Annotated in this window: 22 protein-coding genes and 1 tRNA gene; 7 read left to right on the top strand and 16 right to left on the bottom strand. The window is 56.0% G+C overall.

The features are described from left to right. Window positions 1-67 precede the first annotated feature (67 nt). Window positions 68-1024, top strand: a complete 957-nt coding sequence (locus tag U8326_RS03325; protein ID WP_324742349.1) for an SDR family NAD(P)-dependent oxidoreductase — start codon at window positions 68-70, stop codon at window positions 1022-1024. Between the two features lie 174 nt (window positions 1025-1198). Next, window positions 1199-3292 (top strand): bifunctional (p)ppGpp synthetase/guanosine-3',5'-bis(diphosphate) 3'-pyrophosphohydrolase, encoded by a 2094-nt coding sequence (locus U8326_RS03320; RefSeq protein ID WP_324742346.1) that lies wholly within the window; start codon window positions 1199-1201, stop codon window positions 3290-3292. A gap of 11 nt (window positions 3293-3303) precedes the next feature. Here the strand turns inward: U8326_RS03320 and U8326_RS03315 are convergent, their stop codons facing one another. Further along, window positions 3304-3621 carry a DUF1905 domain-containing protein gene (locus tag U8326_RS03315; protein ID WP_324742345.1) on the bottom strand — a complete coding sequence of 106 codons (318 nt, stop codon included), beginning with the start codon at window positions 3619-3621 and terminating at the stop codon, window positions 3304-3306. Window positions 3622-3739: 118 nt separating this feature from the next. Here U8326_RS03315 and U8326_RS03310 point away from each other — a divergent pair. Then, window positions 3740-3830 (top strand) — tRNA-Ser (locus tag U8326_RS03310). A 151-nt stretch (window positions 3831-3981) separates the two neighbouring features. Next, entirely contained in the window at window positions 3982-5301 is a 1320-nt protein-coding gene (locus U8326_RS03305) for a tyrosine-type recombinase/integrase (RefSeq protein ID WP_324742344.1), read from the top strand. Here U8326_RS03305 and U8326_RS03300 read toward each other — a convergent pair. The 5 genes from U8326_RS03300 to U8326_RS03280 form a co-directional block, all read right to left on the bottom strand. After that, window positions 5298-5486 carry a helix-turn-helix transcriptional regulator gene (locus U8326_RS03300; protein WP_324742343.1) on the bottom strand — a complete coding sequence of 63 codons (189 nt, stop codon included), beginning with the start codon at window positions 5484-5486 and terminating at the stop codon, window positions 5298-5300. The two genes, U8326_RS03305 and U8326_RS03300, sit on opposite strands and share 4 nt — an antisense overlap. A 671-nt stretch (window positions 5487-6157) precedes the next feature. Continuing rightward, on the bottom strand, window positions 6158-6757 hold the full coding sequence (locus U8326_RS03295; protein WP_324742342.1) for a TetR/AcrR family transcriptional regulator: 600 nt from the start codon (window positions 6755-6757) through the stop codon (window positions 6158-6160). Between the two features lie 161 nt (window positions 6758-6918). Further along, window positions 6919-8079, bottom strand: a complete 1161-nt coding sequence (locus U8326_RS03290; protein ID WP_324742341.1) for a CoA transferase — start codon at window positions 8077-8079, stop codon at window positions 6919-6921. Then, window positions 8076-8849 carry an SDR family NAD(P)-dependent oxidoreductase gene (locus U8326_RS03285; protein ID WP_324742339.1) on the bottom strand — a complete coding sequence of 258 codons (774 nt, stop codon included), beginning with the start codon at window positions 8847-8849 and terminating at the stop codon, window positions 8076-8078. Before U8326_RS03285 ends, U8326_RS03290 begins: the two co-directional genes overlap by 4 nt. A 186-nt stretch (window positions 8850-9035) precedes the next feature. Further along, the gene (locus U8326_RS03280; protein ID WP_324742338.1) at window positions 9036-10484 is read right to left on the bottom strand and encodes an aldehyde dehydrogenase family protein; all 1449 of its coding nucleotides are present in this window, start codon (window positions 10482-10484) and stop codon (window positions 9036-9038) included. Between the two features lie 121 nt (window positions 10485-10605). On the opposite strand from U8326_RS03280, the gene U8326_RS03275 reads away from it, so the two are divergent. Together U8326_RS03275 and U8326_RS03270 are read left to right on the top strand one after the other, a co-directional pair. Further along, the gene (locus U8326_RS03275; protein ID WP_324742337.1) at window positions 10606-11775 is read left to right on the top strand and encodes an acyl-CoA dehydrogenase family protein; all 1170 of its coding nucleotides are present in this window, start codon (window positions 10606-10608) and stop codon (window positions 11773-11775) included. 10 nt (window positions 11776-11785) lie between these two features. Further along, the gene (locus tag U8326_RS03270; protein WP_324742336.1) at window positions 11786-12568 is read left to right on the top strand and encodes an SDR family NAD(P)-dependent oxidoreductase; all 783 of its coding nucleotides are present in this window, start codon (window positions 11786-11788) and stop codon (window positions 12566-12568) included. Window positions 12569-12596: 28 nt separating this feature from the next. Here the strand turns inward: U8326_RS03270 and U8326_RS03265 are convergent, their stop codons facing one another. The 10 genes from U8326_RS03265 to U8326_RS03220 form a co-directional block, all read right to left on the bottom strand. Continuing rightward, a complete protein-coding gene (locus U8326_RS03265; protein ID WP_324742335.1) occupies window positions 12597-14237 on the bottom strand; it encodes an NAD(P)/FAD-dependent oxidoreductase in 1641 nt (546 codons plus the stop codon). Window positions 14238-14389: 152 nt separating this feature from the next. After that, entirely contained in the window at window positions 14390-16789 is a 2400-nt protein-coding gene (locus U8326_RS03260; protein WP_324742333.1) for a TonB-dependent receptor, read from the bottom strand. Window positions 16790-16957: 168 nt separating this feature from the next. Then, complete coding sequence (locus U8326_RS03255) at window positions 16958-18205, bottom strand: cytochrome P450 (RefSeq protein ID WP_324742331.1); 1248 nt, start codon at window positions 18203-18205, stop codon at window positions 16958-16960. 55 nt (window positions 18206-18260) lie between these two features. Beyond that, complete coding sequence (locus tag U8326_RS03250; RefSeq protein WP_324742329.1) at window positions 18261-19343, bottom strand: zinc-binding dehydrogenase; 1083 nt, start codon at window positions 19341-19343, stop codon at window positions 18261-18263. A 143-nt stretch (window positions 19344-19486) separates the two neighbouring features. Next, window positions 19487-19999, bottom strand: a complete 513-nt coding sequence (locus U8326_RS03245; protein WP_324742328.1) for a nuclear transport factor 2 family protein — start codon at window positions 19997-19999, stop codon at window positions 19487-19489. A 16-nt stretch (window positions 20000-20015) separates the two neighbouring features. Then, the gene (locus U8326_RS03240; protein ID WP_324742326.1) at window positions 20016-20960 is read right to left on the bottom strand and encodes an SMP-30/gluconolactonase/LRE family protein; all 945 of its coding nucleotides are present in this window, start codon (window positions 20958-20960) and stop codon (window positions 20016-20018) included. After that, complete coding sequence (locus U8326_RS03235; protein ID WP_324742324.1) at window positions 20957-21373, bottom strand: Zn-ribbon domain-containing OB-fold protein; 417 nt, start codon at window positions 21371-21373, stop codon at window positions 20957-20959. Before U8326_RS03235 ends, U8326_RS03240 begins: the two co-directional genes overlap by 4 nt. After that, entirely contained in the window at window positions 21373-22548 is a 1176-nt protein-coding gene (locus tag U8326_RS03230) for a thiolase C-terminal domain-containing protein (RefSeq protein ID WP_324742322.1), read from the bottom strand. The genes U8326_RS03235 and U8326_RS03230 overlap by 1 nt, the downstream gene beginning before the upstream one ends. Next, window positions 22548-24146, bottom strand: a complete 1599-nt coding sequence (locus U8326_RS03225; protein ID WP_324742321.1) for an AMP-binding protein — start codon at window positions 24144-24146, stop codon at window positions 22548-22550. The genes U8326_RS03230 and U8326_RS03225 overlap by 1 nt, the downstream gene beginning before the upstream one ends. Before the next feature lie 60 nt (window positions 24147-24206). After that, window positions 24207-25298 (bottom strand): LLM class flavin-dependent oxidoreductase, encoded by a 1092-nt coding sequence (locus U8326_RS03220; RefSeq protein WP_324742320.1) that lies wholly within the window; start codon window positions 25296-25298, stop codon window positions 24207-24209. Between the two features lie 547 nt (window positions 25299-25845). Between U8326_RS03220 and U8326_RS03215 the strand changes: the two genes are divergently transcribed. Further along, window positions 25846-26343, top strand: coding sequence for a tyrosine-type recombinase/integrase (locus U8326_RS03215; RefSeq protein WP_324742319.1), 498 nt, complete (start codon window positions 25846-25848; stop codon window positions 26341-26343). The last annotated feature ends 43 nt before the right edge of the window (window positions 26344-26386 follow it).

Raw genomic sequence — 26386 nt, 5'->3', positions numbered from 1 at the left:
CCTGCCAGGACAGATTTTCTTAACAAGCTGCGCCTGAATGGGTGGCTTGCGCATGGAGTGGATCTGAATGGGGTTGATGGATTTTGATGGCCGGGTCGCGATCGTCACCGGCGCGGGCCGTGGAATGGGACGCAGCCATGCGCTGATGCTGGCCTCGCGCGGGGCAAGGATCGTGGTCAACGACATTCCGGGCCAGGACGGCGTCGATCCGGCGGAGGATGTGGTGTCGGAAATCCGCGCCAATGGAGGCACCGCTGTTGCCGACAGCCACAGTGTAGTCGGCCAAGGCAATGCCATTGTCCAAACGGCCATCGACGCTTTCGGCCAACTCGACATACTGGTCTGCAACGCCGGCGTCATGAGCAGCACCAGCCTGGCGGAGGCCGATCCGGCGGACTGGCGCATGGTGTTCGACATCCATTTCCAGGGCACGGTCGACGTTTGCCGGGCGGCGTGGCCGCACCTAGTTGCCTCGGGCACCGGGCGGATCGTCACGACATCGTCCAGCGGCATGCTAGGGAACGGCGGGCTGACCAGCTATGGCTCGGCCAAGGGAGCCATCTTCAGCTTCACGCGAAGCCTGGCGATCGAAGGGCAGTCGTTCGGGATCACCGCCAATTGCATCCTACCTTCCGCATGGACGCGCATCACCGGAACGATCGACGATCCCGCTATTGCCGCGACCCTGCAGAAGCATTTTCAGCCGGAGCATGTTTCCGCACTGGTCGCATGGCTTTGCCATCAGGACACCGGGGTCTCGAACGAAGCATTCCAGGTCAGCGGTGGCCGTGCCGGACGGCTGGTCATGGCCGCCTATCCGACCGTGCGCATGGCTGGCAGCACGCCCGAGATGTGGGCGGAAAACCAAGCCTCCCTGCTGGCTGACGGCCCGCTCTCCCCCTTGCGCTCCACCGCCGAAATGTTCGGCCAGGAGCTGGCCGATGCGGACCCCGAGATCCGCCATGCGATGAACAGCGCAACCGGCGGGCTGGGCCTCAAGCCAACCACCGGCAAGGAAGGTTGAGATCGGCCCTCGCCCGCCCGGTTCCTGATCTTCCCGTCTTCCGGCAAGCAATATCTGCAACCTCTTCATCGCTTGAAATCGCGCCGTCCCGCATCGAGCTTCATGCCGATCCCGTTGAATGCGCAGCAATTGCCCATTGCATTGCAGCACCGAATGCTCACATGATTTGAGGCGATGCTACGCCAGTATGAACTTGTTGAACGGGTCAAGGGTTACGACCCTGAAGCGGATGAGGCACTGCTCAACCGCGCCTATGTCTATTCCGTGCAGAAGCACGGCACCCAGAAGCGCGCCAGCGGCGATCCCTACTTCAGCCATCCGATAGAAGTGGCCGGTCTGATGACCGACCTGAAGCTGGACCAGCAGACGATCGTCACCGCCCTGCTTCACGATACGGTCGAAGATACGCTCGCAACCATAGAAGATATCGAGAAGAATTTCGGCAATGAGGTCGCCCGCCTGGTCGACGGAGTGACCAAGCTTTCGAAGATCGAGACTCTGACCGAGAATGAGCGGGCGGCGGAAAACCTGCGCAAGTTCTTTCTGGCGATGAGCGAGGATCTGCGTGTCCTGCTGGTCAAGCTGGCGGACCGCCTGCACAACATGCGCACGCTGCATTTCATCCGCAGCGAAGACAAGCGCCGCAGGATCGCCCGCGAAACGATGGACATCTACGCCCCGCTGGCGGAGCGCGTGGGCATGTATGAATATATGCGGGAAATGCAGCTTCTCGCCTTCGAGCAGCTGGAGCCCGAAGCCTATGCCACCATCACCGGCCGCCTGGCCCAGATCCGCAGCCAGGAAGGCGGCCAGGTGGATGCGATCGCCCTGGCAATCAAGCAGGCACTGGCCGAGGCTGGCCTCAAGGTCGAAGTGTCGGGGCGCGAGAAGCATCCCTATTCGATCTGGCGCAAGATGGCCGAACGCCATGTCAGTTTCGAGCAGATCACCGATATCATGGCCTTCCGCGTCATCACCAACAATGACGAGGATTGCTACCGCGCGCTGGGGGTGCTGCATACCACCTGGCAGATGATCCCCGGCCGTTTCAAGGACTACATCTCCACCCCCAAGAGCAATGGCTATCGCTCGCTCCACACCGCGTTGATCTACGAGAACTCGATGCGGATGGAGGTGCAGATCCGCACGCGCGAAATGCACAGGCTCAATGAATTCGGCCTCGCGGCGCACTGGGCCTACAAGCAGGGCGGCACCAAGCCGGATGGCGAGGTCGGCTGGCTGCGCGACCTCATCGAGATCGTCGATGCCAGCCATGACGCCGAAGAACTGCTCGAGCACACCAAGCTGGCGATCTATCAGGATCGGATCTTCGCCTTCACCCCCAAAGGCGCGCTGTTCCAGCTGCCCAAGGGGGCGACCCCGGTCGATTTCGCCTTCGCGGTGCATACCGATCTCGGCGCCAAGGCGGTCGGGGCGAAGATCAACGGCCGGCACATGCCGCTGCGCACGCCGCTCAACAATGGCGATGTGGTCGAGATCATCAAGAGCGACAATTCCGGGCCTCAGCTGTCCTGGCTTGGCTTCGTCGTGACCGGCAAGGCGCGCGCCGCGATCCGCCGCGCCGTGCGCCAGAAGGAACGGTCGGAAGTCGCGGCGATCGGCCGCAAGCTGTTCGAGGAGATTTGCGAGCGTCTGCCGAGCAAGATCGGCAAGAAAGCCATCGACGCCGCGGTCGAGCGGCTGAAGCTGGAGCGCGAGGAAGACCTGATGGTCGCCATCGGCAGCGCGAAGCTCGACGATCGCGAGGTGATGGAAGCCCTGGTGCCGGGCAGCACGTCCGCATTGCCGGACCCCGATTCATGGCCGCGGCAGGAACGCGCGATCTCGATCAAGGGGCTGACGGCAGGCATGGCCTTCCAGCTTGCGGAATGCTGCCATCCCGTGCCTGGCGACCGGATCGTGGGCCTGCGCCGCCCCGGCAAGGGGGTGGAAGTCCACGCGATCGACTGCCTGACCCTGGCCAACGGGGTGGATGCCGACTGGCTCGACCTGTCGTGGGGCGAACGCTCGCAAGGCGCGGTGGGCCGGCTGCGCGCCGTGCTCTACCATCGGCCGGGCACGCTGGCGGAAATGGCCACGATATTCGCCCAGAACCACGCCAATGTGGTCAATCTCGTGCTCGCCCAGCATGACGATCCGTTCCACACTTACGATGTCGATCTGGAAGTGAAGGACCTCGTCCACCTGACTCGAATCCTCAGCGCATTGCGGGCGAGCGACGCCGTGGCCGAAGCGGACCGGATCTAGGATTTCCGCTCCTACTCCAGTTCCAGCGAAAACTGGACCATGTCCCCCTCGGCAATGTCCTCGGCGCGGCGGATCGCGGCCTTGACCGGCAGCCACCATTCGCCTTCGCGGGCCGGGAAAACGGAGGTCCGCCAGCTGCTTGCGCCGATCCGGGCCGTCACCTTCACGGAGCCGAATCCCCGCGCCCGGCCGGTTTCAAGCCGCCGCATCAGGGCGTGGGCGGCGATCGCCTCCGCTTCCGCGCCGCGCATGGTGACGAAGAACCATGTGCCATTGTGCGGCCCGTTCCAGCGCCAGAGCGGAGAGGCGACGTGTAGGATTTCGTGCATTTCGGGGTTTCCTGCCGAACCGGATGGCGGAGCGTATGTATTTCCTCAACTTGCCATCTATCGATGACTTGCGAAAGCCATTCGGCGCGGCTAGGGGCGCTGTTCCCGTCAGGTATGCGGAGCGGTGGCCGAGTGGTCGAAGGCGCACGCCTGGAAAGTGTGTATACGGTAACCCCGTATCGAGGGTTCGAATCCCTCCCGCTCCGCCATCCACTACTCTTCAAGGGTTCTATCAGTCGAGAAATTCCCGGAATAGCGTGGGTTTTCGGGGGTGGCTTGTCCTGATTGGTCTTCATATATTCCCATCCAGCCAGTCCGTGCTATGGTATCATCTATGGTGCGGTGTCTGGAAAATATGGTATGTCGCGACTGACCGATGCACAGCTGCGAGGCGCAAAAGCAAAAGAGAAAGCCTACAAGCTCTCTGACGGGGAACAGCTCTATCTGCATGTGAGTCCCGCAGGCGGACGACATTGGCGCATGAACTACCAGTTCGGCCGCAATGCCAATGGCAAGCCGCTCCAGAAGACCCTGACGATCGGCAGCTATCCCGCCATCTCCCTGCGCGATGCCAGGGATGCCCGCGACAAGGCCAAGCAGCTGCTGGCCAAAGGCAGGGAGCCAAGGCCTTGCGATCTCTTCGGTAACGGTGCGGATGCGGCCGATACGCGCAAACGCTTCGAGACCGTCGCTGGAGAGTGGCTCGTTGCCCAGACCCCGCGCTGGTCGCAGGTCCATGCCGCGGATGTGAAGGGCAGTCTTGAAAACGAGGTCTATCCTGCCTTCGGCTCGCTTGCGATGGCCGACATCGAGGCGCCCATGGTGCTGCGGCTGCTGCAGGGGGTGGCAAACCGCGGTGCCATCGAGACAGCACATCGGCTGCGTCAGAGGATCAGTGCCATATTCGGCTATGGCCTGGCCTTGGGATATGTATCGGCTGATCCTGCAGCCAGCCTCGGCAGGCTGCTGCCGCCCAAGCCAAGAGCAAAATCGCAACCTGCGATCACCGAGCTTGGCAAGCTGCGCCAGCTGCTGGTGGATTGCGAGGCCGAGCGGTGCCGTGCCCCTACCAAGCTGGCATTGCGTTTTCTTGCACTAACAGCGGTCAGACCCGGCGAACTGCATGGCGCGCGCTGGGAAGAGTTCCATGAGCTTGATGGCAAGGAGCCGCTCTGGCGCATTCCGGCAGCGCGCATGAAAGGCGATCTGGACCGCAAGGCTGAAGAAGGGGGCGATCATCTGGTTCCCCTCGCCCCTCAGGCAGTTGCGATCCTGCGGGTGATGGAACCCCTCACCGGGCATCTGCCGCTGGTGTTTCCCTCTGATCGACACAGCCACCGGCCGATGAGCGAGAACACGCTGCGGGCGCTTCTGATCCGGGCCGGCTATTATCAGCGCCATGTTCCGCATGGGTTCCGCTCAGCCTTCTCGACCATCATGAATGAGCGGGTAAAGCTACAGGGGCAGATCGATGACCGGGCGGTCATCGATCTCATGCTGGCGCATGTTCCGCAGAACAAGGTGGAGCGGGCTTACAACCGTGCTGCCTATATGCCGCGTCGGCGGGAGCTTGCCTGTGAATGGGCAGGCCTGCTGTTGGCCGATATGTGGCCACCCGAGATCCATCTGGGACAGCCGATCCGTTGGGCGACTACCGGTCCCGGCCGGCCTGGCGACTAGCCGACCTGCTGGACAATCCAGCGTTCGATTGCCTGTTCGGACCAGCGCGAGCATTTGAGGCCGAGCTTGATTGGAGCGGGCATTTCCTGACGCTTCACCAGCGCATAGATGTACGAGCGGGAGAGCGAAGTGCGCTCCATCACTTCCCTGATCGCAATGAGCCTGTCGTTTGGAACCGGGCGCACTTGTGCATCCTGGCGATCGGCTTGCCGGATCCCATATCCGGATGTGTCTGCTTGGTTGTCCATGGAGCGAACATGGTCGCGGTCCATCCTGGGCGCCATCCGACAGATTTGTGGTTCTCAGTACCACAAACCATTGACAGAGAGCTGGCCGCAAATAAATTCAACGCTGCCACAGCTATGCACAACTCATTATCTGGGCGCTGTTGGCCGTCAGCCCCTTCCGTCAAAGCTCCTGCAGAGCAGGTGGTGAAGGATATCCGCCTGCAAACGCGTCGACAGCAGTTCTCTGCCAAGGACATCCGGATTGTTGCTCGAGTGTCTGCGCGGCGGTGACAACCTCGCCGATCTTTGCCGCAAGGGAAGGGATCGCCCGGAACCTGTGTTAAATTTGGTCGAAGGAGTTCATGAGGTCAGGAGCGCCGTCTGGCGGGCAACACTGCCTCTGCCGAACGACCGGCGAGGTGCAGAACCTGCACTGCACGGCTAGTGTCAATCAAGTTGCCCCCGCGAACAGATCTACAACCCTGCACGCGAACTAGTCGAAGGCTTACCCCCAGATTCTGTAAACGCCGCTGAAGACGATACAGCAGGAAGTTCGCGGGATCGCTCGTCTCTAACGCCAACCTCGGCCAAAGAAATAAGAAATAAAATTTTGACTTTGTCAGCCGGAATCACTCGCCGCTTCCATCAATCTTATAATTGAGAAGACGCAGCGCGTAATCCGCAATTTCTGAGGCAATTTCATCTGCGGGGATCGCACCGGGTTTATACCAACGATGAACCCATCGAGCCATACTAAAAATAGAAAGTGTCGCTATTCGTGGCCTCGCAACATCGAATACGCCTTTCACAATTCCATCTTCAATTAGTCTCGTAAAACTGTCGTCAAGCTGACGTTCTTCCGCACGTATTTCTAAACGCTTTTCCTCTGGAAGATTTTTTTCCTCTTGCATATAAATAGAGCAAAGATCCTGCACATCAATATTAAGCTTTACGAGGTATGTGACAATATCTCTTATCTTATGCTCAGGACTATCGTCAGATCGTATGATATCTTTTATTCCAGACGAAGATATCTGGGCCACTCTATCATATATCTCAATTAGCAAATCGCTTTTATTATCAAAATATGAATAAAGAAAAGGCTTTGATACATCAAGCTTTTCGCAGAGCTTGTCCATCGTGGTTTGATGAAAACCAAACTCCGAAATCATTTCCACAGCTTCTTCGAGAATCTGATTTTTCTTAAATTCTCTTATTTTCTGCTTCATCTTCTGGTCTCTAGTAAACGGTGCAGCACCAACGTGCAATTACCGCATGTGCCTCACATTCCTGGTTGCCGTCGATTTGCTGTTATGCAAGTTTATCCGGTTTGTCCATCGACGCCATCTCCGAAACGCCACGATGAGCGCAGCGGCAGCAGCAATTGAAATCAGGGCCACATGTTGCGCAGCCCGTTGATCGTTTCAGGGTCGTAGCGGGGCCGATCGGGCGGGCGACAATTGAAACTGGCAGGCGTTGCACTTAATTTTATCGGGCTGGCAATGCCGCGATAGAGACCATCATCGACAATCATGCGACGATGCGCGCTGTGTTCGTGAGTCAGGGCTTGCGATACAGTAAGTACCGGAGCGCAGGGCACTCCAGCTTTCATCAAGCGCTGAACAAGTTCCTTTCCGGCGCAGGTTGCCAGTACGCCTCCAATCTCCTTGCGAAGCTGATCGCGATGCACGTTCCTATCTCCGTTAGTACGATAGTCCGGGTCCGTGCTCAACTCGGCCCTGCCAACGATCTCACAGAACTTTGCGAATTGCCCGTCGGTTCCGATCGCGAGAAAAACGGGTTCGGTTGCCGTTGCGAAGCAATCATAAGGCGTGATGTTGGGGTGAGCATTACCACTGCGTAGCGGTTCGATCTCAGCTGTTAGATAATTGGCGGAATGCGGATGAAGAAGCGACAAGGCGCAATCATACAGGGTCATATCAACAAGTTGTCCGCGCCCGCTCTTGGAACGTTCAATCAGCGCAAGCAGAATACCGATTGCTGAATTAAGGCCCGTCACAAGGTCGACGATTGGCACCCCCATGCGAAGCGGTGGCCCGTCACCCTCGCCGTTGACGCTCATAAGGCCGGACATCGCCTGTACCGCAGCGTCATAACCGGGCATCCCGCCCAACGGGCCATCATCGCCAAATCCAGTGATCTTGCAATATACTAGGCTGGGGAAACGCTCCGTCAACGCAGCGTAGTCCATCCCCCAGCGCGCCATTGTGCCTGCCTTGAAATTCTCGATAACGACGTCGGCGTGGGCGATGATATCAAGCAAGGCACCACGCTGGTCAGCGTGGCTCAGGTCAAGAGCAATACTGCGTTTGTTGCGGTTGACGCCGTGGAAATAGGCGGCGGTATCGCCGATAAATGGCGGCCCCCAGTTGCGCGTTTCATCTCCGGCAAGAGATTCCACTTTCAAGATGTCAGCACCATGATCGCCAAGAATTTGCGTGCAGAACGGGCCTGCGAGCACACGCGAAAGGTCGATGACCCGAAAGCCGTCCAGCGCACCTTTCACCGGTCTGTTGCTGCTTTCCGTCACGCGGAGAGGCCACCATCGGCCATTAGGATGTTTCCAGTGATGAAACTCGCTTTTTCCGATGCCAGGAAGATCACGGCTTCTGCGATCTCCGATGACTTGCCAAGCCGCGCCAAAGGCACACGCTCGTATGTCGCCTTCATGAACTTGTCGTCAATACTGCCGTTTTCCTTAAGCGATTCGAACAGACCGGCATCGCCAACAAGCCCCACGCCAACGGAATTTGCGCGCACGCCATAACGTCCTTCCTCTACAGCGATACCCTTCACTATCGCATGCACGGCAGCTTTGGGAGCGATGGAAAGAATGTCCTTCTTTGTGTATTTCTGGATCGCTGGCGTTGCTAGCGCAACGAGTGCACCACGTTCTTCCCTCAGGATCGGGAGCACGCTTGAAACCAGATTGTAGAAGCCATCCACATCCTGCTTCATCGTGCGATGAAACAAATCTGGCTCGATGTTTACGATGTATCGAAAATGCAATTGAGGGCCCGCTGCATAGATCAGGGTGCTGGGGTCGCCGAACTTTGCGCGCACCGTCTCGACACCGGCTTTTACCGATTCAAGGTCAGCGAGATCCATCCGGATGGCCATTGCTCGTACTCCGGCCGATTCAAGTTCGCTTGCTAGATCTTTCGCCGCAATGTCGTTCCGAAAATAGGTGAAGGCAATGTCTACGCCCGCCTTGGCCAGCAACCGACAGATGCTCGCGCCCAGCCCCCCGCTGCCGCCGGCTACGAGTGCTATGCCATTACGAAAATCGCTCCTGTTCACAATCAGTATACCCCTTGCCTGCCCTTCATTTTCCCAGCACTACCGATGGTGGAAGCCGGCAAACGCCATACAGCTGCCGCCAGTCCCGAAACTGTCGGGCCGGAATCGTGAGAAGATTGAAATCGCTCCAAAGCCGCTTCGGACCGCTCCCTCCGCACGCAGCGAAAGCCAGCCAATGTCCCCGCATCAACAACGTAGATAACTAGTTTTCGTGGTCGTATAGAATTCGATGGCGCTTCTTCCCTGCTCACGCGGCCCCAGAGAAGATGCCTTGCGCCCACCGAAAGGTACGTGAAAGTCGGCCCCAGCGGTAGGCAGATTCACCGCCACGATCCCGGCGGCCACGTTTCGCCGGAAATGCATCGCGCACGCGAGATTCCTAGTACAAATTCCGGCGGAAAGACCGAACTGCGTATCGTTTGCTACCTGCAAGGCCTCATCGTAATCAGCAACGCGAGTGACTGCAGCAACCGGTCCGAAAATTTCCTCCTGGCAAATTCGCATGCCATTGCTTGCCGAACTGAACAGGGCGGGCTGCATAAAGTAGCCTCTGGTTGTGCCTTCGATCCTGCTTCCACCGAAAGCGAGCGTTGCTCCCTCCCCCTGTCCAATATCGATATAGCGAAGATTCTGTTCTAACTGCCCCTCACTTACAACGGGGCCTATATCGGTCGCCGGATCGAGTGCATGTCCGATCTTGATCGCCTTCATTCTCTCGATCAATGCCTGAACAAAATAATCGTGAATCGCGTCTTCGACGATTAGGCGTGAGGCCGCGGTACATCGCTGCCCTGTGGCAAAAAAAGCGCTATCGATGGCGCAATCAAGTGCCAGATCCATATCCGCGTCGGCCAGCACGACTAAGGGGTTCTTCCCCCCCATTTCCATCTGCAACTTGGTGCCATGTTCGGCACAGTTCGTGGCGATAGTTCTGCCGGTCGTGGTGGATCCGGTAAAACTGATCCCATCGATGTCCGGGCTCCTGGCCATTGCCGATCCGATGACCTTTCCCGAACCCATTACAAGGTTGAGGACACCTTGGGGAACACCGGCCCGACAGATGATGTCAACCAAGTGCCAGGCCGTTGCCGAAACCAATTCGGCCGGCTTGAAGACGATGCAATTACCGTAAGCCAGCGCCGGCGCGATCTTCCAGGCCGGTATCGCAATCGGAATGTTCCACGGCGTGATAAGCCCGATGACCCCAAGCGCCTCACGCGTGATGTCCACTTCCACACCTGGCCTCACACTAGCCAATTTCTCACCCTGTATGCGCAAGCATTCGCCTGCAAAGAATTCGAAAATCTGAGCTGCGCGCACCACTTCTGCGGTCGCTTCCCGCAAAGTCTTACCCTGCTCACAGGATACCAACCGACCCAGTTCCACTTCCCGCTCCCGCAATTCAGAAGCTACACGCATAAGAATGTCGTGTCGTAATAGGATCGAAGAGTGCGACCACTCGGCAAACGCAGTTTTGGCGGCTGCAATGCTTTCCATCACCTGATCCGCCGAACCGGAAACGCATTGCGCCACGATTTCATCGAGATTGGATGGATTGGTGCTAGCGAAAATCGAGTCACCCTCGCGCCAATCTCCGTCGATGAGATTCTTCAAGACAATCATGGTGATCAACATTTCTCCCAATCGCGCCATCGCTCACACACATCAGCATTTGTATGCTTTATATATTTCTATTATACTGTCTAGTATGAAAACCACTCATATAGACGACGCGAATTCCAGGGAGAAAGGAACATTGGAAAAGTTGCCAACAGAGGAAGACCTGAACGCCATTCGGGAAGGCGTGCGCGCGGCCTGCGCGCCCTTCGACGACGAATACTGGCTCGCCCGCGACGACGACGGCAAGTTCCCCCGCGAATTTCACCGCGCCATGGCCGAAGGCGGCTGGCTGGGCATCACCATGCCGGAGGAATATGGCGGGTCCGGCCTTGGCGTGACCGAAGCGATGACGATGATGAACGAGGTCGCGGCCTCGGGCGGCGGCTTCGCGGCGGCGTCCACCATCCACATCAACCTGTTCGGCCCGCACCCCATCGTGGTCAAGGGCACGGACGAGCAGAAGGCGCGCTGGGTGCCCCGGCTGGTGGCCGGCGAGGACCAGGTGTGCTTCGGCTTCACCGAACCCGACGCAGGCCTCAACACCACCCGGATCAAGACCTTCGCCGAGAAGGTGCCAGGCGGCTATCGGGTGAACGGGCAGAAGGTGTGGACCTCCACCGCGCAGGTCGCAAACAAGATCATGCTGCTGACGCGCACCACAAAGTTCGAGGATTGCAAGAAGCCGACCGACGGCATCACCATCTTCTACACCGATCTCGACCGTTCCAAGATCGATGTTCACCTGATCCCCAAGATGGGCCGCAAGGCGGTGGATTCGAACGCGATCTTCATCGAGGACCTGTTCATTCCCGAAGAGGACCGCATCGGCGAGGAAGGCAAGGGCTTCGGCTATATCCTGCACAGCCTCAACCCGGAACGCATCCTGATCGCCTGCGAAGCCATCGGCATCGGCCGCGATGCGCTGCGCCGCGCGGTGCAATACGCCAAGGAGCGGGTGGTGTTCGATCGCCAGATCGGCCAGAATCAGGGCATCCAGCATCCGCTCGCGGAAAAGTGGATGTATCTGGAAAGCGCCTGGCTGATGGTGGAAAAGGCCGCGCGTCTTTACGACAGCGGCCTGCCCTGCGGCGCGGAAGCCAATGCGGCCAAGTTCCTTTCGGCCCGGGCCTGCTTCGATGCGGCCTATCAGGCGGTCGCGACCCATGGCGGCTTCGGCTATGCCAAGGAATATCATGTCGAGCGGCTGTTCCGCGAAAGCGTGCTGACCCGCCTCGCCCCCATCACCGAACAACTGATCCTGAGCTTCATCGCCGAAAAGGTGCTGGAACTCCCAAGAAGCTATTGAGGTAATCCGCATGGGAAGACTGAGGGGAAAGGTTGCTTTGGTCACTGGGGCCGCAGGCGGCATTGGCCAGGCTACGGCTAGCGCCATGATAGCCGAAGGCGCGAGTGTGTACCTGGCGGACATCGATGAAGCCGGGGCGAAAGCCAGCGCTGATGAAATCGGCGGAACGGCGCTAAAACTCGACGTTACACAGGAACAATCGTGGACCTCGCTATCCAAGCTGATCGATAACGACAAGGGGAAGCTTGACGTATTCGTAAACGCCGCGGGAGCCGTCATCATCAGCCCCATCGATAAGCTCTCAATGGGCCAGATCCGGTGTCAGCTCTCCGTCAATTTGGAGGCTCCTTTGCTGGGATGCCGCGCCTTGCAGCCATTGCTTGCCAAGGGAGGAAGCGATGGACTTCCCTCTCCGGTCGTCCTGATCGCATCCGTCGCTGGGCTAGTCGGACTTTCCGACGAGGTTGCCTATAGTGCCGCGAAGGCTGCCGTCGGTCATCTTCCCAAATCCTTGGCTGTAGAGTGGGCGCAGCATGGGCACGCAATTCGCATCAATGCCATCTACCCGGGATGCATACGCACACCGATGCTCGAAGAAGCGGTCAACGGCTTTGTACGCGAAGGCGTCATGGACGAGACTAGTGCATGGAAAACTATGGCCAACCTTGCCCTACTCCAGCAGATCGGCGACGTTAATGATATCGCCGCCGGTGTTATCTACCTCGCATCGGACGAAGCGAAATTCGTAACCAGCACTAGCCTAGTTATCGACGGCGGCTGGACTGCTGCTTAATCCCCAGTTTGGTGGAAGTTGGAGAGCGTTAGTGAAGATCGAAACCGGCGTAGCCAGCGCTCTCCACTTCTTCGCACTTCTGTTTATACGCGATGTTCCCGCCTGCCCATAGCAAGAATTTTCGCGGTCTCTCCTCGATATTCGAGTTGTCGCCGTTGAACCAAGACCTAACATCGGTGAACAGCGTTTGATTAGCCACTTCATAGACAAGTTCGGTCCACTCCCTTTGCGCTTTCTCGGTCGGTTCGACATATCTGATATCGTTGGTGTGAAGGTACTCAATCATGTCGGTCAACCAGTTGATCTGAGACTCCGCGCAACGCGGGATATTGCAGAATGTGGCCCCGTTATGTGCCCCCAGGATTGTAAAGAAATTGGGAAAACCGTTAACCTGCAAACCGAGATAGGTTTCTGGACCATCCCGCCAGACTTCCTTCAGGCTGACCCCGTCACGACCAACAATGTCCATCCGGAGGATACTGCCGGTAACTGCATCGAAGCCGGTGGCACAGATCAGAATGTCGATATCGTAAAACTTATCTGTGGTCTGGATTCCGCTCTCGGAGACAAACTGGATCGGAGTTTCCTTGATGTCCACCAGCGTTACGTTCGGTTGGTTATAAACCTCGAAATAGCCGTCCTCCATCGGCAACCTTTTTAGACCGAACCCATGGTTCTTAGGAATCAGCTTTTCGGCGACCTTGGGATCGTTGACACGTTCGCGAATTTTGTCCGCCACGAAATCCGACATCAGCCGATTGGCCTCCTTGTCACGCAACACGTCCCTGTAATTGCCGATCCAGATAGCATAGCCTGGCTGGGCATAGAGCTTCTCCCAGAATGCCTTACGCTCTTCGGGTGAAACCTGCAGAGCGGACTCACGGACGTTGCGATACATGTGACCTGTATGACTCGCGTTGCAGCGTTCGAAAATGTCGCGATAATTCGCCTTGATTCTATTCATCTCCGCAAGATCGATCTTTGAATTCAGCAGCGGGACAGCCCAGTTTGGGTTGCGCTGGAACACCAGTAGTTGACCAGCCTCCTTTGCCACTTCCTGGATGACTTGGATGCCAGTTGCGCCAGTTCCGATCACCGCAACGCGCTTGCCCTCGAAATTGACCTTCTTTCCACCTTCCCCCTCGTCTGCATGGGGCCAATAATAGGTATGGTAGCTCTCGCCTGCAAACCGGTTTAACCCCTCAATAGAAGGCCAAGTCGGCGCGGAAAGAGGCCCAACTGCGGAGAGAAGAAAGCGGCAAGTTACGCTCTCTCCATCCTCAAACATTACATGCCAGGTATTGGCCTCTTCGTCGAATTGTGTTTTAGTTACCCGAGTTCCGAAGCGAAAGCTTTTGCGAATGTCCATCTTATCAGCCGCAGCCCTAAAATATCGCAAGATCTCGGGCTGCGAGGCAAAATGTTCGCTCCAGTTCCACTCTTCCAGAAGCTCATCGATAAAAGAATAGCTGTAGGTGTAGCTCTCTGAATCGAAACGACAGCCCGGGTAGCGGTTGAAATTCCATGTTCCGCCGATATCCTCAGCAGCTTCAATACCAAGTACGTTCAGACCAATTTCGCGTAACTTGTAAAGTTGGTACATGCCAGAAAGTCCAGCACCGATTACCACGGCATCGTACTGTGGTTTAACTTCGTGCGAAATGGCCATTTCTTCCTACTCTATGTAATTTAATTATACTATCTGGTGCTGTCTATTAAAAGATCAATAAATAACATACATACACCAGCAGAATGGATTCATTCAATTCTCGCCTGGTCGATAGCTCACCGCCGTCAACCAGGGGAGAAACTGAGCCAAACCTAAAATTCAGCTTTCACTTCAAATCCGTACATGCGCGGAGCACCAGGTATTGCGGCATTCGAGCCCGTCACCTGCCCGAGCGCGATCCCGCCGACATAGTATTTTTCCTTGGTCAGATTGTTGACGTAAAGTGCGGCACTAACCTTCGACCCCAATATTCCATTCCATTCACCGCGTAGGTTGACGAGCTGATAACCGTCGATCTTCGTCCCTGGCAAAACCGTGTTATGCAGGTTGCTGTAATAGAAATGGCTCTGCGCATAGACTTCCCCGCGCAACGCAATTTCTCCGACCTCACCGATCTCAGTTCCCGCACGTGCATAGGCCGAACCAGTATATTTCGGCGAATCGGCATATGGTCCGAAAAAGAAGTTCTGGCCTCCAACAAGCGCCCGATTGTCGGCGAAGCGCGCATCAGTATAGGCAAAAGCGCCGCCAACATTAAGCCATTCGGCGAGACCCAAGTTGGTATCCACCTCAAGACCTGTCACCCTTGCCTTGTTTGCATTACCAGCCATCGCAGTACTGTTGAAATAGATCGTGCGCTGCACATTCTTGATATACTGGTCATACACCGCGATATTCAAACGTGTGGGGATCGACCCAAGCCTGCCTGCGAATTTCGCACCGATTTCGAAATCATAGGTGGTCTCTGGTTTGAAGAAATCAGGATCGGGAAAACGTGCGCCAGACGTGCCGTTGAAACCGCCGGTTCGCCAACTGCCCCGGTGGTTGAAATAGAGCAGCAGATCGTCGGTCACCTTGTAATCCAAACCGATCAGCCAGCTCGGTTTTGAATCCTTGACTACTCCTTCATTGAGCGCACCAAGCAGCTTGGGATCGGCAACGCTGCCGGGGTTGAACCGGATGCGAACGTTCTCCCAAGTATAACGGAACCCACCAGTAAGATTGAGCCGGTCAGTGATCGCATATGTCAGCTGGGCATAAAGGGCCTTGGATTTGTCCTTCGTCGTGCTGTCATACGATCCCAAATATGGCGCACCCAAATCCGGCAAAATCTGGACAGGAATGTAGGAGTACGTTTTCTCTTCGGAGATAAACCCGCCGACAATAAAGCTAAGCGCACCAAGGTTTCCGGAAACCTGAAGCTCATTAGAGAATTGCTTGGTTCCAAAGATGTAACCATCTCCACTAAACGTTTCACCCCATTTCTTCTGAGCAGGTCCGCCGAGGGCCCCAAAAAACTCATATGGTCCACCATCTACATCTAGTAAATCTTCAGACATCAATTTGTTATAACCGAATATATTCTTTATAATAATCCCAGAGTCAAACTCAAAAGACGTAGTATTCGCCAAAAAAGTTTGGTTCGCTCGGTGTTTCTGACTACGATTTATCGAAACATCATAAAATCCGCCTGCTAAACCAGCAGCTCTCTTCTGAAGATAATCTTCAATCCCGTTGTAAAGCGCATTTACCCGAGGATCGGTCGAACTCCCCAAACCGGGGCCGAGGGCATCAGCGCCATGAAGATCGCGAAAAGTGGTAACCAAAGGTTTCGTCAGCCCGTCAGAAGTGTCTACATAGCTATCCGGTGCACCATTTACGCCATTGGCATTTTGCAGACTAAGCGAACCGTTGGTGCCACCATAATGACCGCGCTGAAAAACAGTCACGTTCTTAAAACCAGAATCGACAGGTTTGATCAGCAGGCTGATCCTGCCAACTTGGGAGTCGACTGAATTGAGGTCACTACCGTCGATCAGGTTCTTCTGGTAACCATCGCGCGTCTGCGAGCGGCCTGCAAAACGTACGGCCACGCCTGACGTGATGGGCAGGTTAAGCGCACCCTCAACTTCTACATTGCTGTAATTGCCAAAACCACCCTTCAAATACCCGCTGAATTCCTCATCCGGCGCCTTGGACGAATAAAGCACAGCGCCGCCGGTCGCATTGCGACCAAACAAGGTACCCTGGGGACCCTTGAGCACCTGAATGGATTCGAGATCAAACAGGGCCGTTCCAGAGGTACCGCCTGTTGGAACTTCGTTGAGATAGGCCGTAACCGCCGGAGACGAGAAGGAAAACCCGTCAATAGATTGGCCGCGGATCGCATAGTTGATCTGGTTGGAGGAGACCGCCGAACGGACCGTCAAGCCTGGCGTCGCCGATTGGAGGTCGAACTCAGTCGTGATCCGTCGCTCCTCGAGCGCTTGCGACCCAAACGCTGTGACTGCTACCGGGACGTCCTGAAGCTTCTCATCCGACCGGCGAGCGGTTACAATAATCTCGCCAGAGCTGATGCTCGGCTGTTCCGCCGCCGGTGCGGACTGTGCCATTGCAGAGGTTCCGCCCATCATCAGAGCAAGCGGTGCCGCCCCCATCGATAGCCGCCCTAGCATACGTCCGCTAATTCCTCGCTGATTGAAATCTGACATAAATATCTCCCTCTCCCTGTGGGTTACCGCCCGATCTCGCCAAAATTCTGTGGGACTCATTTTATAAACTAATAATATAAATTTTATATATATTATATTATAGAATATACTCATTGGTATACAATAGGCCAAATTTTGAGGCTCCGGAGGATAGCACCTCGCGGCTCGTTATCCCCATTCCAACCAAACGTTTCTCGCCGAGGCTACGAAACCAGACTGAAACCGAGGCTGCTTTCCATCCTTAATTTGAAATTTGGGGATCCTCCTGAACCACTCTTCAAGCATTATCCCCAGTTCAATCCTAGCGAGGTTCATGCCCACGCATCGATGATGACCAGCCCCGAACGTAATGTGAGAAACGCGCTTGCGATGCAAATCCAGCTCAAGAGGATTACTGTTCAATTCTTCATCAAAATTGTGCAGTGCTATTGGCGCCAGAATGAGATCGCCCTGCTTGAATGACACCCCGCTGTATTCCATGTCACTGACAATTTTCCTACTTTCAGCAAGGATAGGAAAGCGACGGAGCAATTCTTCTGTTCCTCGTCGAATATTTGTAGCATCCGCTGCAAAGTATGATGCTTTTTCCGGATTGCGCGCAAGATACAGCATCATAAAATTGAGAAAATTGACCACTGTATCCAATCCGCCGAGCAACAAGAGCGAAGTGAGACCTCGAGCATTGTCATCGTCAAGTTGCTTTCCATCGACTTCACTGTTTACCATGACAGTTATGAGATCATCGCCTTCCTGCCCGCGTCGTTCGCGAATAATTGGATCCACATAGTTGTGCAGCGACCGAATGGCAGAATCGAGCGAAATACCCATTTCCTCAGGAGTATTGCCGGAAGGGCGCGTAATCTGCGACGTTATCTCCAGAAGCCGCGGAACATCCTCTAGGGGAAGTCCAGCCAACGCCATAAATACCCGCACCGGAAACACCTGGGCGAATTCGTTCGAAAAATTACAATAACCCCGATTCACAAAAACATCGATCAATTCGGCCGCGATCGCGCGAATTTCGGGCGCGAAATCACGGATACGAGACAACGTCAACGCCTTCTCCATGATCTTCCGATAAGCAGTATGATCGGGGGGGTCCATTTGTGCCGGAACAATAGTATACTTTTCGCCTGCCTCCTTGGGCAGCAGGATGATCTCACTGGAAAAGCGCGCGAAATCGCTGTATATCTCTTTGATCAAGCTTGCTTTGGTGGCAATCCAATGCCCACCGTTATGCGGCGTCCAGACTAAGCTCGGAACCCCAGAATCCTGAATCGCTTTCCAAGCCTCGTGATACCCGTCCTCAACTCCATCGAGTGCATACATATCGATAGGGAAGACCAGTTCCGCCGGGACATGGGGTGGAACAGTTGCAAGGCCATCGGCTGGACTACGAGGCACTTGTGCATTCATGGTCTCTCCTTACTCATTACTGAGATGCTGCGTTCTGCCAATAGGTTGCCCGTGATCATGAGATCGACATGTCGAAAATGACTTTCACTGCCTCACCACCCGTCACCGCGGCATAAGCGTCGGCTGCCTGATTCAAACCGAAACGGTGGGTGATCAGATTTGCCAACGGCACCTTGTCCGCCATGTCGACTGCGAGGTGGAGCGCCCGGTAGTAATGCTTGGCGCGAGGCGCCATAGAGCCCCGGACACTGAAGTTCTTGAGCACAAGCTGACGTGGCTCGAACGAGACTTCGCCAGCCGCCCCCCAGAGTCCCGCAACACAGTATCGGCCTGCCTGCCCTCCGAGAGCAACACCCTCCGGAAAAGCAGAGAGATGGCCCGCCGCTTCCACGACTAGGTCGGGACCCGATGCCCCGCATGCATCCATCACTGCATTCTTCCGCTCTTCTGGCGTCAGCTCTTCAAGCGAGAGCGTATCCGTTGCACCGATCAGCCTGGCGCGTTCGAGCCGTATCTTGTTGTTATCGATTACGATGATACGGCGAGCACCTGAGACATTTGCAACCAATGTCGCGGCGAGCCCGACAGGCCCCGCCCCCTGTACCACGACTGTCTCGCCGAACTTTATGCCACCTGCAACATCGATACTGCCCACAGCAGTAGGAAGCGCACAACCCAGTGCTATGATCGCGTCGAGCGATGCGCCTTCAGGAACCTTGAAGAAAGGCATTCCCCGCGGGAGCCAACCATAGTCAGCGTGCGAACACCAGCTTGGCTTATCTGCTTCGGCAAAGTGAGCAGCTTTCTCACAAGGACTGCTTTCCAAGATGGTGCAAGTATAGCACTGGTTGCAGGCAACCATCGGAGACCAGTAAACGCGATCACCGACCTTGATCGGCTCTCCCGCATGGTCGCGATCCATTCCCGCGCCCAGCTTTTCAATGCGACCGATGCCTTCATGCCCGAGAATAATCGGCAAGGGATATTCATAAGCAAGGCGATGAATCATGTGCAGGTCAGTTCCGCAAACACCGCCCAGTTCGATCCTCACGAGCGCACCGCCGGCTTCGGGCTCGAAGATCGGCACCTCGCGCGTCTCGACAACACCTTCAGACACCAGAACTGCCGCTTTAGCCATAAAAGACCTCTCCGTTCGCACCTTCCCGCAAACATGTGCCTCGGGCGCCTTTTTGTATCAGTGACCATCAATTATCTTACCATCATTGTCAATAATATACTTCTCAGTATATCGAAAGACTCGCTTTTATGTAGGCAGGATTCTCAAGTTTGGCGAAGATCTGAAACGACCGGCTCTGTACCTGGCCAGCGTACGTTCAACCTGTCCGTCAGCGAACTGGAGATGGAATCCCAAGGGCCAACATGAATACTCAGCAATTCGCGACGGGCGAACCGCCACGCACCTTCTTCACGGACATATTTATCGTGATAGCGAAAGGCACCGAACACCGTAGTGCCCCCATAAGATAGTTCGATGTGGGCCCCCACTGTCCCCACCGCCCGATTGTCACTTTCCGGGTCGAAAGAGACAAGCGCGAAATTTGGTGTATGGACCGTCTGACCGACGCCTTCCCGAAATGCGCGCACAAAGACCATAATGTTGGCCCTGCCTTCAGAAACCGGGAAACCCGTTCCTGCGAAAATGGCATTAGCGGCAAAGCAGCGTTTCAGCGTTTCGAAATCGTTGTCATCCGAAGCGATGAAATAGCGCACGATCAGATCCTCGATTTCCTGGCGATCCTCGATTCGTCCGATACGCTTTGCTAGATCGTTCACGCCGAGCCTCCTTTACCTACCGCGCGAAATTGAGACGCAAGCCTCTGCGCGGCGCGCGCACAGTTGCGAGTTTCCCGCTCGATGAGAGAGTGATGTACATTTGTCTGTTATCCGGCCCGCCAAAACAGATGTTCGTGGTCAACTCGTCCGGCATCGCGATCTGCCGTTCGAGTTGCCCGTCAGGCGCAATAACGCTGATGCCGCCGTACGGGATATCGGCCACGTATACGTAGCCATCCGCGTCGACTGCCAGCGAGTCGAACATGGCATATTCTGGGCTCGTCCAGTGCAGTTCACCCTTTCGCCACGGAGGCCGGTTCGCGTAGTTCGCAACGCGCCCCGGAGCCTCTAGGTCGAAAGCCCAGACTCTACCGGTCAGCGATTCCGAAACATACAGCTTGCGTTCGTCAGGGGATAATCCGATCCCGTTTGGTCCTTCCAGCGGGAATATCTGTTGTGAGATGAGAGACCCGTCAGGCAACGCATAGTAAACTGCGCCCAGGTCTCGGACGCGTCTCCCGCGATGATGCAAACCCAAGTCCGTGAACCAGAATCCGCCTTCCTTATCGAAAACGATGTCATTGGGAGCAGTCAGCGGATTCGAGGCGCAATGATCGTAAAGACGCTCCACGTCGCCGCTCGCCAGATCCACCGCTTCGATCCACCCTCCGGAATGGTCGTCAGGTGGAAATCCCGGCAGCAAACGCCCATTACGCTCATGGAACTGAACACCGCCGTTATTGCAAACGTAGCAGCGACCATCGGGGCCGAGAGCGGCTCCATTCGGGCCGCCGCCCAAGTCGGCCACGACGGCAACCTCGCCCTTTTCACTAACCCGCGTCAGTGTTCCACCTGCGATTTCGACAACTAGGAATGAACCATCGTCAAGCGCTATCGGTCCTTCCGGAAATCGCAATCCGCCGGCTACGTCGACTAGTTCCGAAGTTGGATCAGTCTTCATGTGTCGACTGCCGCAAAACGAGGCAAGTACATATCGCCGTCCACCTTCTCCCAGACCAGCTTTACAGATTGGCCGATCGCGACCGAACCGTCGCTCACGATGTTCGTGACCAGTTTGACTTCGTCAAAACCATCGAATTTCACGAGCGCAACGACATAGGGTATAGAGTCGGCAATCCGATTGTCCGCGGGATGATGGATGATAGTGTAGGTAAAGATCGTTCCTTCATCTGGCGCCGATGCCCAATATGACTGGGTAGAATGGCACGCGGGACATACAGGTGAAGGGGGATGTCGCGCCGTTTCACAATCTACGCAGCGTTGAAATCGCAGCTCTTGCTTTCGGCAAAAGTCCCAAAAGGGTTCGTCTTCGAAATTCGGTTCGGGCGCGAAGCTTTCGGGAAGATAAGCCATCAGGCCGCTGCCAAGATAAGACCGCTAGTAGGCGATACGCCAAGCCCACCAGTTACAAGACAGGTTTCGGCACCTTCGACCTGACTAGTCGACTGGCCACGAAGCTGACGAACACCTTCGAGCACATGTGTCATTCCGTGAATGTAAGCCTCCGACAGATTTCCTCCCGCCGTATTGATAGGCAAGGAGCCTGTGCCCCATCGAATATTGCCATCGCCGACGAAATCTCCCCCGGATCCGCGTGGACAGAACCCGTAGTCTTCCAGCGCCATGATCACCATGCCCGAGAAATGGTCATATACCTGTGCAACATCGATGTCTTCAGGGCCCATGCTTGCCTCTTCGTAAAGTGCTTTCGCCACCGCCACACTGTTTGATGTTGCATAATCCGCGTCCGGCATATTCTGGCTACCAAGCGGGCCACTACCCCAGCCGGGACCGCTGCCCTGGGCCGCAGCAAGAACGCGAACCGGTTTTTGCCGTAGGTCGAGCGCCCTTTCCAGCGTCGTCAACACGACTGCGCAGGCACCGTCACTTTCCAGGCAACAGTCATAGAGGCGTAGCGGATCCGCGATCATTCGCGATGCGAAGTAAGTCTGCTCATCAAGTTCACGCCCGTACATAACCGCATTCGGATTGCGATTGGCGTTTGCCCTTCCCGACAACGCGATTTCGGCCAAATGCTCCGGCTTCGTGCCGTAGAGGTGCATATGGCGTCGCACCATGAGGGCCAGCATTTGGCCGGGTGCCAGCAATCCGAACGGAGCGGTGAAATTGTTGTGTGCGCGTGCTGAATTGGCCTTGCCGAAACGCCGAGTCTGCCCTTGGCAAAGTCCTCGATACGCGACCACTGTATGGGCTTGCCCCGATCGCAATGCGGCGACTGCCAGCGCGATCGAGGCGGATGATCCGCCGCCGCCGCCGCCCCAGACCATGCCGGTAAAACGCATGACAGGAATACCCAGGGCAACCTGCATAAGATTGGCTTCGTTTGCATCATTGGAAAATGAGGTGAAGCCGTCGATTTCCTCAGGATTCAGGCCAGCATCGTTGGCTGCAGTGATGATCGCCTCACAAGCCAGTTGAAACTGGCTCTTGTCGGTAATCCCACCCCATTTCGTGAAACGGGTCTGCCCGATGCCCACGATCGCAATGTCATATCGACTGTTGGTCATCAATTGGCAGCTTTCATGACGGAGCGGCTCTCCCGATCCTTGCAGTCGCCGATCACCCCTTGTTCGCGGATATCGACCTTGCGTATTTTCTGGTTGGGCGTCTTGGGCAATTCGTCGCGAAATTCGATGTATCGCGGAACCCAGAAGCGAGGCATGTTCTCGTCAAAGAAATCCCATAGCTCATCATGCGTCGGTTTTTCATCCGGTTGCGGAACAATTACCGCTTTCAGATCATCCTCACCGAACGGGCTCGGTACCGCCACGACAGCGCTTTCCAGAACCTTGGGATGGCGATTGATGACACTTTCTACTTCATAAGACGAAATATTTTCACCCCGCCGTCGCATCGCATCCTTCTTGCGGTCAACGAAATACATGTAACCATCTTCGTCAAGCTTTCCCCGATCTCCGGTATGAAACCACAAGTTTCGGAAGGCCTCGACAGTTTCAGCTGGCATATTGTAGTATTCAGTCATCATCACGAACGGGTGCTTGGGACGAACCGTGATTTCCCCTGCTACGCCCGGAGCGCACTCGTGATCGAATTCGTCCACGATGCGTACCTCAAATGTTTCATTGTTTACTCTCCCGCAAGAGCCGCGCCGCGGTTCTTCATCGAAAGGTGTCAGCGTCACGCAGCCGGTTTCCGTTTGCCCATAAGCGTTCAGGAGTTGACAGCCGTTGAAACGCTTTTCGAATTCGTCATTCTGTTGCGTAACGATAAAGCGCTTGAGCGGAGACCTGCAATCGTCCTCGCGTGGCTGTTGCTTCAGGAGGATCGGCGGAAGCGTGAACACGCCCAGAGCAACAGTCGCGCCAAACGCATGGATATCGGGCCAGAACTGCGAAGCCGAGAACTTCTCGACCAGCATGTATTCCGACCCAGTGATCAGCGCGGGCAGTATCCCCATCCAGGTCGCCAACGAATGGAACAGGGGCATACCACTGTTGTAAATTTTTTCTCCCTCTTTCAGGCTCATCGCACGCGAAGTATCGAGCGCAAAAGTTACGGCATGGCCATTGGGTGCCACCGCGCCTTTTGAAAGGCCGGTTGTACCCGATGTAAAGGCGATGGCATGCGGATCATGGTTGAGAACCGCGATATCGGGATCGGCATCGGGGAACTGATCGAACAGATCGAAGTCGACACAGCGGAATCCATCGATCTCCTCTTCGGACTTCTCTCCAACCCTGATCAGGATTTCGAGGCCGGGCAATCGATCCTTGACATGCTGGACCCTGCCGAGGAACTCGTCGCCGATCACGACGGCCGAAACATCGGCCCTGCCAAGCTGATGCGCCAGGATGTCACCGGCATAATCAGTATTTATCGGAACATAAGCCACATTTGCCTTGGCACAACCAAGCCAGGCAAACACCCACTCCGGCGAATTGCGGAGGAAGATCGCTACCTTGCTGCCTGCTGCGACACCCAGATGCGCGAGCAATGCAGCGAACTGGTTGGCTTTTCTGTCCAGATCGTTGAATGACCAGACCTCCCCCTTGAAGTGGAGAAATGGTCTGTCACCGAACCTCTCGGCTGCGGAACGTACAAGGTTCGTCACCGTTCGCTCAGAAAGCGGCAATGAATAAGTCAATCGAGCAGCCTCCCTTTTTGTCTAAAAAGTTCGAATGCCAAGTGCATCCGCTGCTATCAGTCAGACCAGTTCCACCTCTTCGATCGGCGACCATGATTTAAGTTCGGGCACGACTGTTTTCGAAAGCAGGTCGGCACTCTTCTCAACCATGTCATAAGGCATGCCACCGAAGCTGCAGATACTGATCCACTCGTAATCGCCGATGATTGAACGCCGACCTTCAAGCTTGTCGAGGATCGCCTGCGGAGTACCCCAGGCCTGGTGCGAGATGTAGTCCTCGACCGCCCCCTCAAGGCCAAGATCATTGAGGAATTTCGCCGATTCCCCATAAGCTTCATATCCTTTCAGCTCCTTGTGGTAGTCGGAAAGGAATTCGTAGTGTTGCAGGATCGAGATATATTTTGCCGAAAGGTACTTACGCACCACTTCCTCGGCATATCCCATATCCTCGCTGCAGAAACAGTCATCGACCAGAAGCGGCGGCGGCGCGGCACGATTATGCCGCGCTACGAATTCCTTCCGGAAAATCTCAATGTTCGGCAGGAGCTTTTCCATCTCGAACTGGACGAAGCTCATCATGCGTGTGTCATGTTCCGCAATTGCCTGCGCGGACGTGGGCGACATGGCAACGCAATAGGTACGATCCTTCATGTCCCGCTCCAACCTCGGCCGGATTTCCGTCCGGACCTGCGGGAAATGAGGCCCCTTACCTTCAATATAACCTGTGTCGAAAGCTTCGAGAAGCATGCGCGCCATCTCGTCGAATCGGTCACGCGATTCTTCAATCGGTACGCCGAATGTCTCAAACTCGCGACGCGCCAGTCCTCGACCAAATCCCAGAATGTAACGGCCACCAGAGAGAGCATCGAGCAATGCCACCCGCTCAGCAAGCCGGATTGGCTGATTCCACCAAGGAAGAATAAGTGCCGCGCTACCAAGTTTGATGGTACTGGTTCGGCCAGCAAGGTACGAAAGTATTTGAAGATTATCTACAGATATTGAATAGTCTTCAAAGTGGTGTTCCGGGCACCAAATTGCATCATAGCCCCATTTTTCTGCCATTTCCGCAATACGCATTTCTTCTCGGAACATCTGCGCGTCCGAAAGAGTTTCGTGCTGGCTTGCCAGCATCAACATGTATCCAACACGCATAATTCTCTCCCGTGGTTACGAGGGGTTACGGCATCTTAAACGGAGCGACGACGCCACCTCGAAGCTCAGCGTTATCGTCATCTTACTGATAATGTCAATATACTACTAATCAGTATATTTATCTGTTGGCCTAGGTGATCTCCAGTTTGATGGTCACGACGAACCAACCAACACTGACTGCGGACGGACGCGCGCGGCTCGATTGTGGCGGTGAGCGACAGCGCGGGCAATGCGCTGATCGTGGACATCCTATAACGAATACGCCATTCCGTGTGCTTGGGAATTACGATCATTGGGGTGACTGGTGTGGTGCCCAAACTGGGGCAGCTGCTGAAATTCGAGACCTTCTCCCATCAGAAGCGGTCCATTGCGCCCTCCGCCAGCGCATCGGGCGCTCGTGCATATAAATGCGGCAACAAGCGCCGACAAGCACGAACCCGCTCCGCGGGAGTGTCGCGTGGTGTGATGTAGCGTGATATTCATCGGTTTTGGGCGGGGAGAAGCCGCCGTCTGACCATGCAAGTCCCTTCAACGAGAGGAACTTGCCATGGCTACCAACCCGTCCGCTCCGATCAGTCCGCTGCGCCAGCGGATGCTGCACGATATGATGATGCGCGGCCTGTCGCCACGAACGCAGCACCAGTATGTCCGCAACGTCCAGCGCTTTGCGGCCTTCCTCGACCGCCCGCCGGACACCGCGACGGCCGAAGATCTGAGAAGCTTCCAAGTCCACCAGCACGAGAGCGGCGTCAACGCGGGCACGATCAACAGCACGGTTTCGGCGCTGCGGTTCTTCTACACGGTGACACTGAGGCGGCGGGACCTGGCGCGCGGCCTTGTCGCAACGAGACGTCCGCACACGGTGCGCGAGGTGCTGAGCGTCGAGGAGGCCGCCCGGCTGCTCGAGGCCGCACCAGGGATCAAGTACAAGGCGGCGCTCGGCGTCGCCTATGGCGCAGGCCTGCGCGTCTCGGAGGTCGCGCACCTCAAGGTCGATGATATCGATGCGCGGCCATTACGCGCGGAACCAGCCCCCGCATCATGATTGGGGGCAAGTGCCATCAAGACACTGTCATCGCCTATGCGCA

Origin of the sequence: Tsuneonella sp. CC-YZS046 (assembly GCF_035581365.1) — a bacterium.
Classification (GTDB): domain Bacteria; phylum Pseudomonadota; class Alphaproteobacteria; order Sphingomonadales; family Sphingomonadaceae; genus JAWKXU01.
Note: the sequence above shows the minus strand (reverse complement) of the source record. Positions and strands in the feature narration are given on the sequence as shown.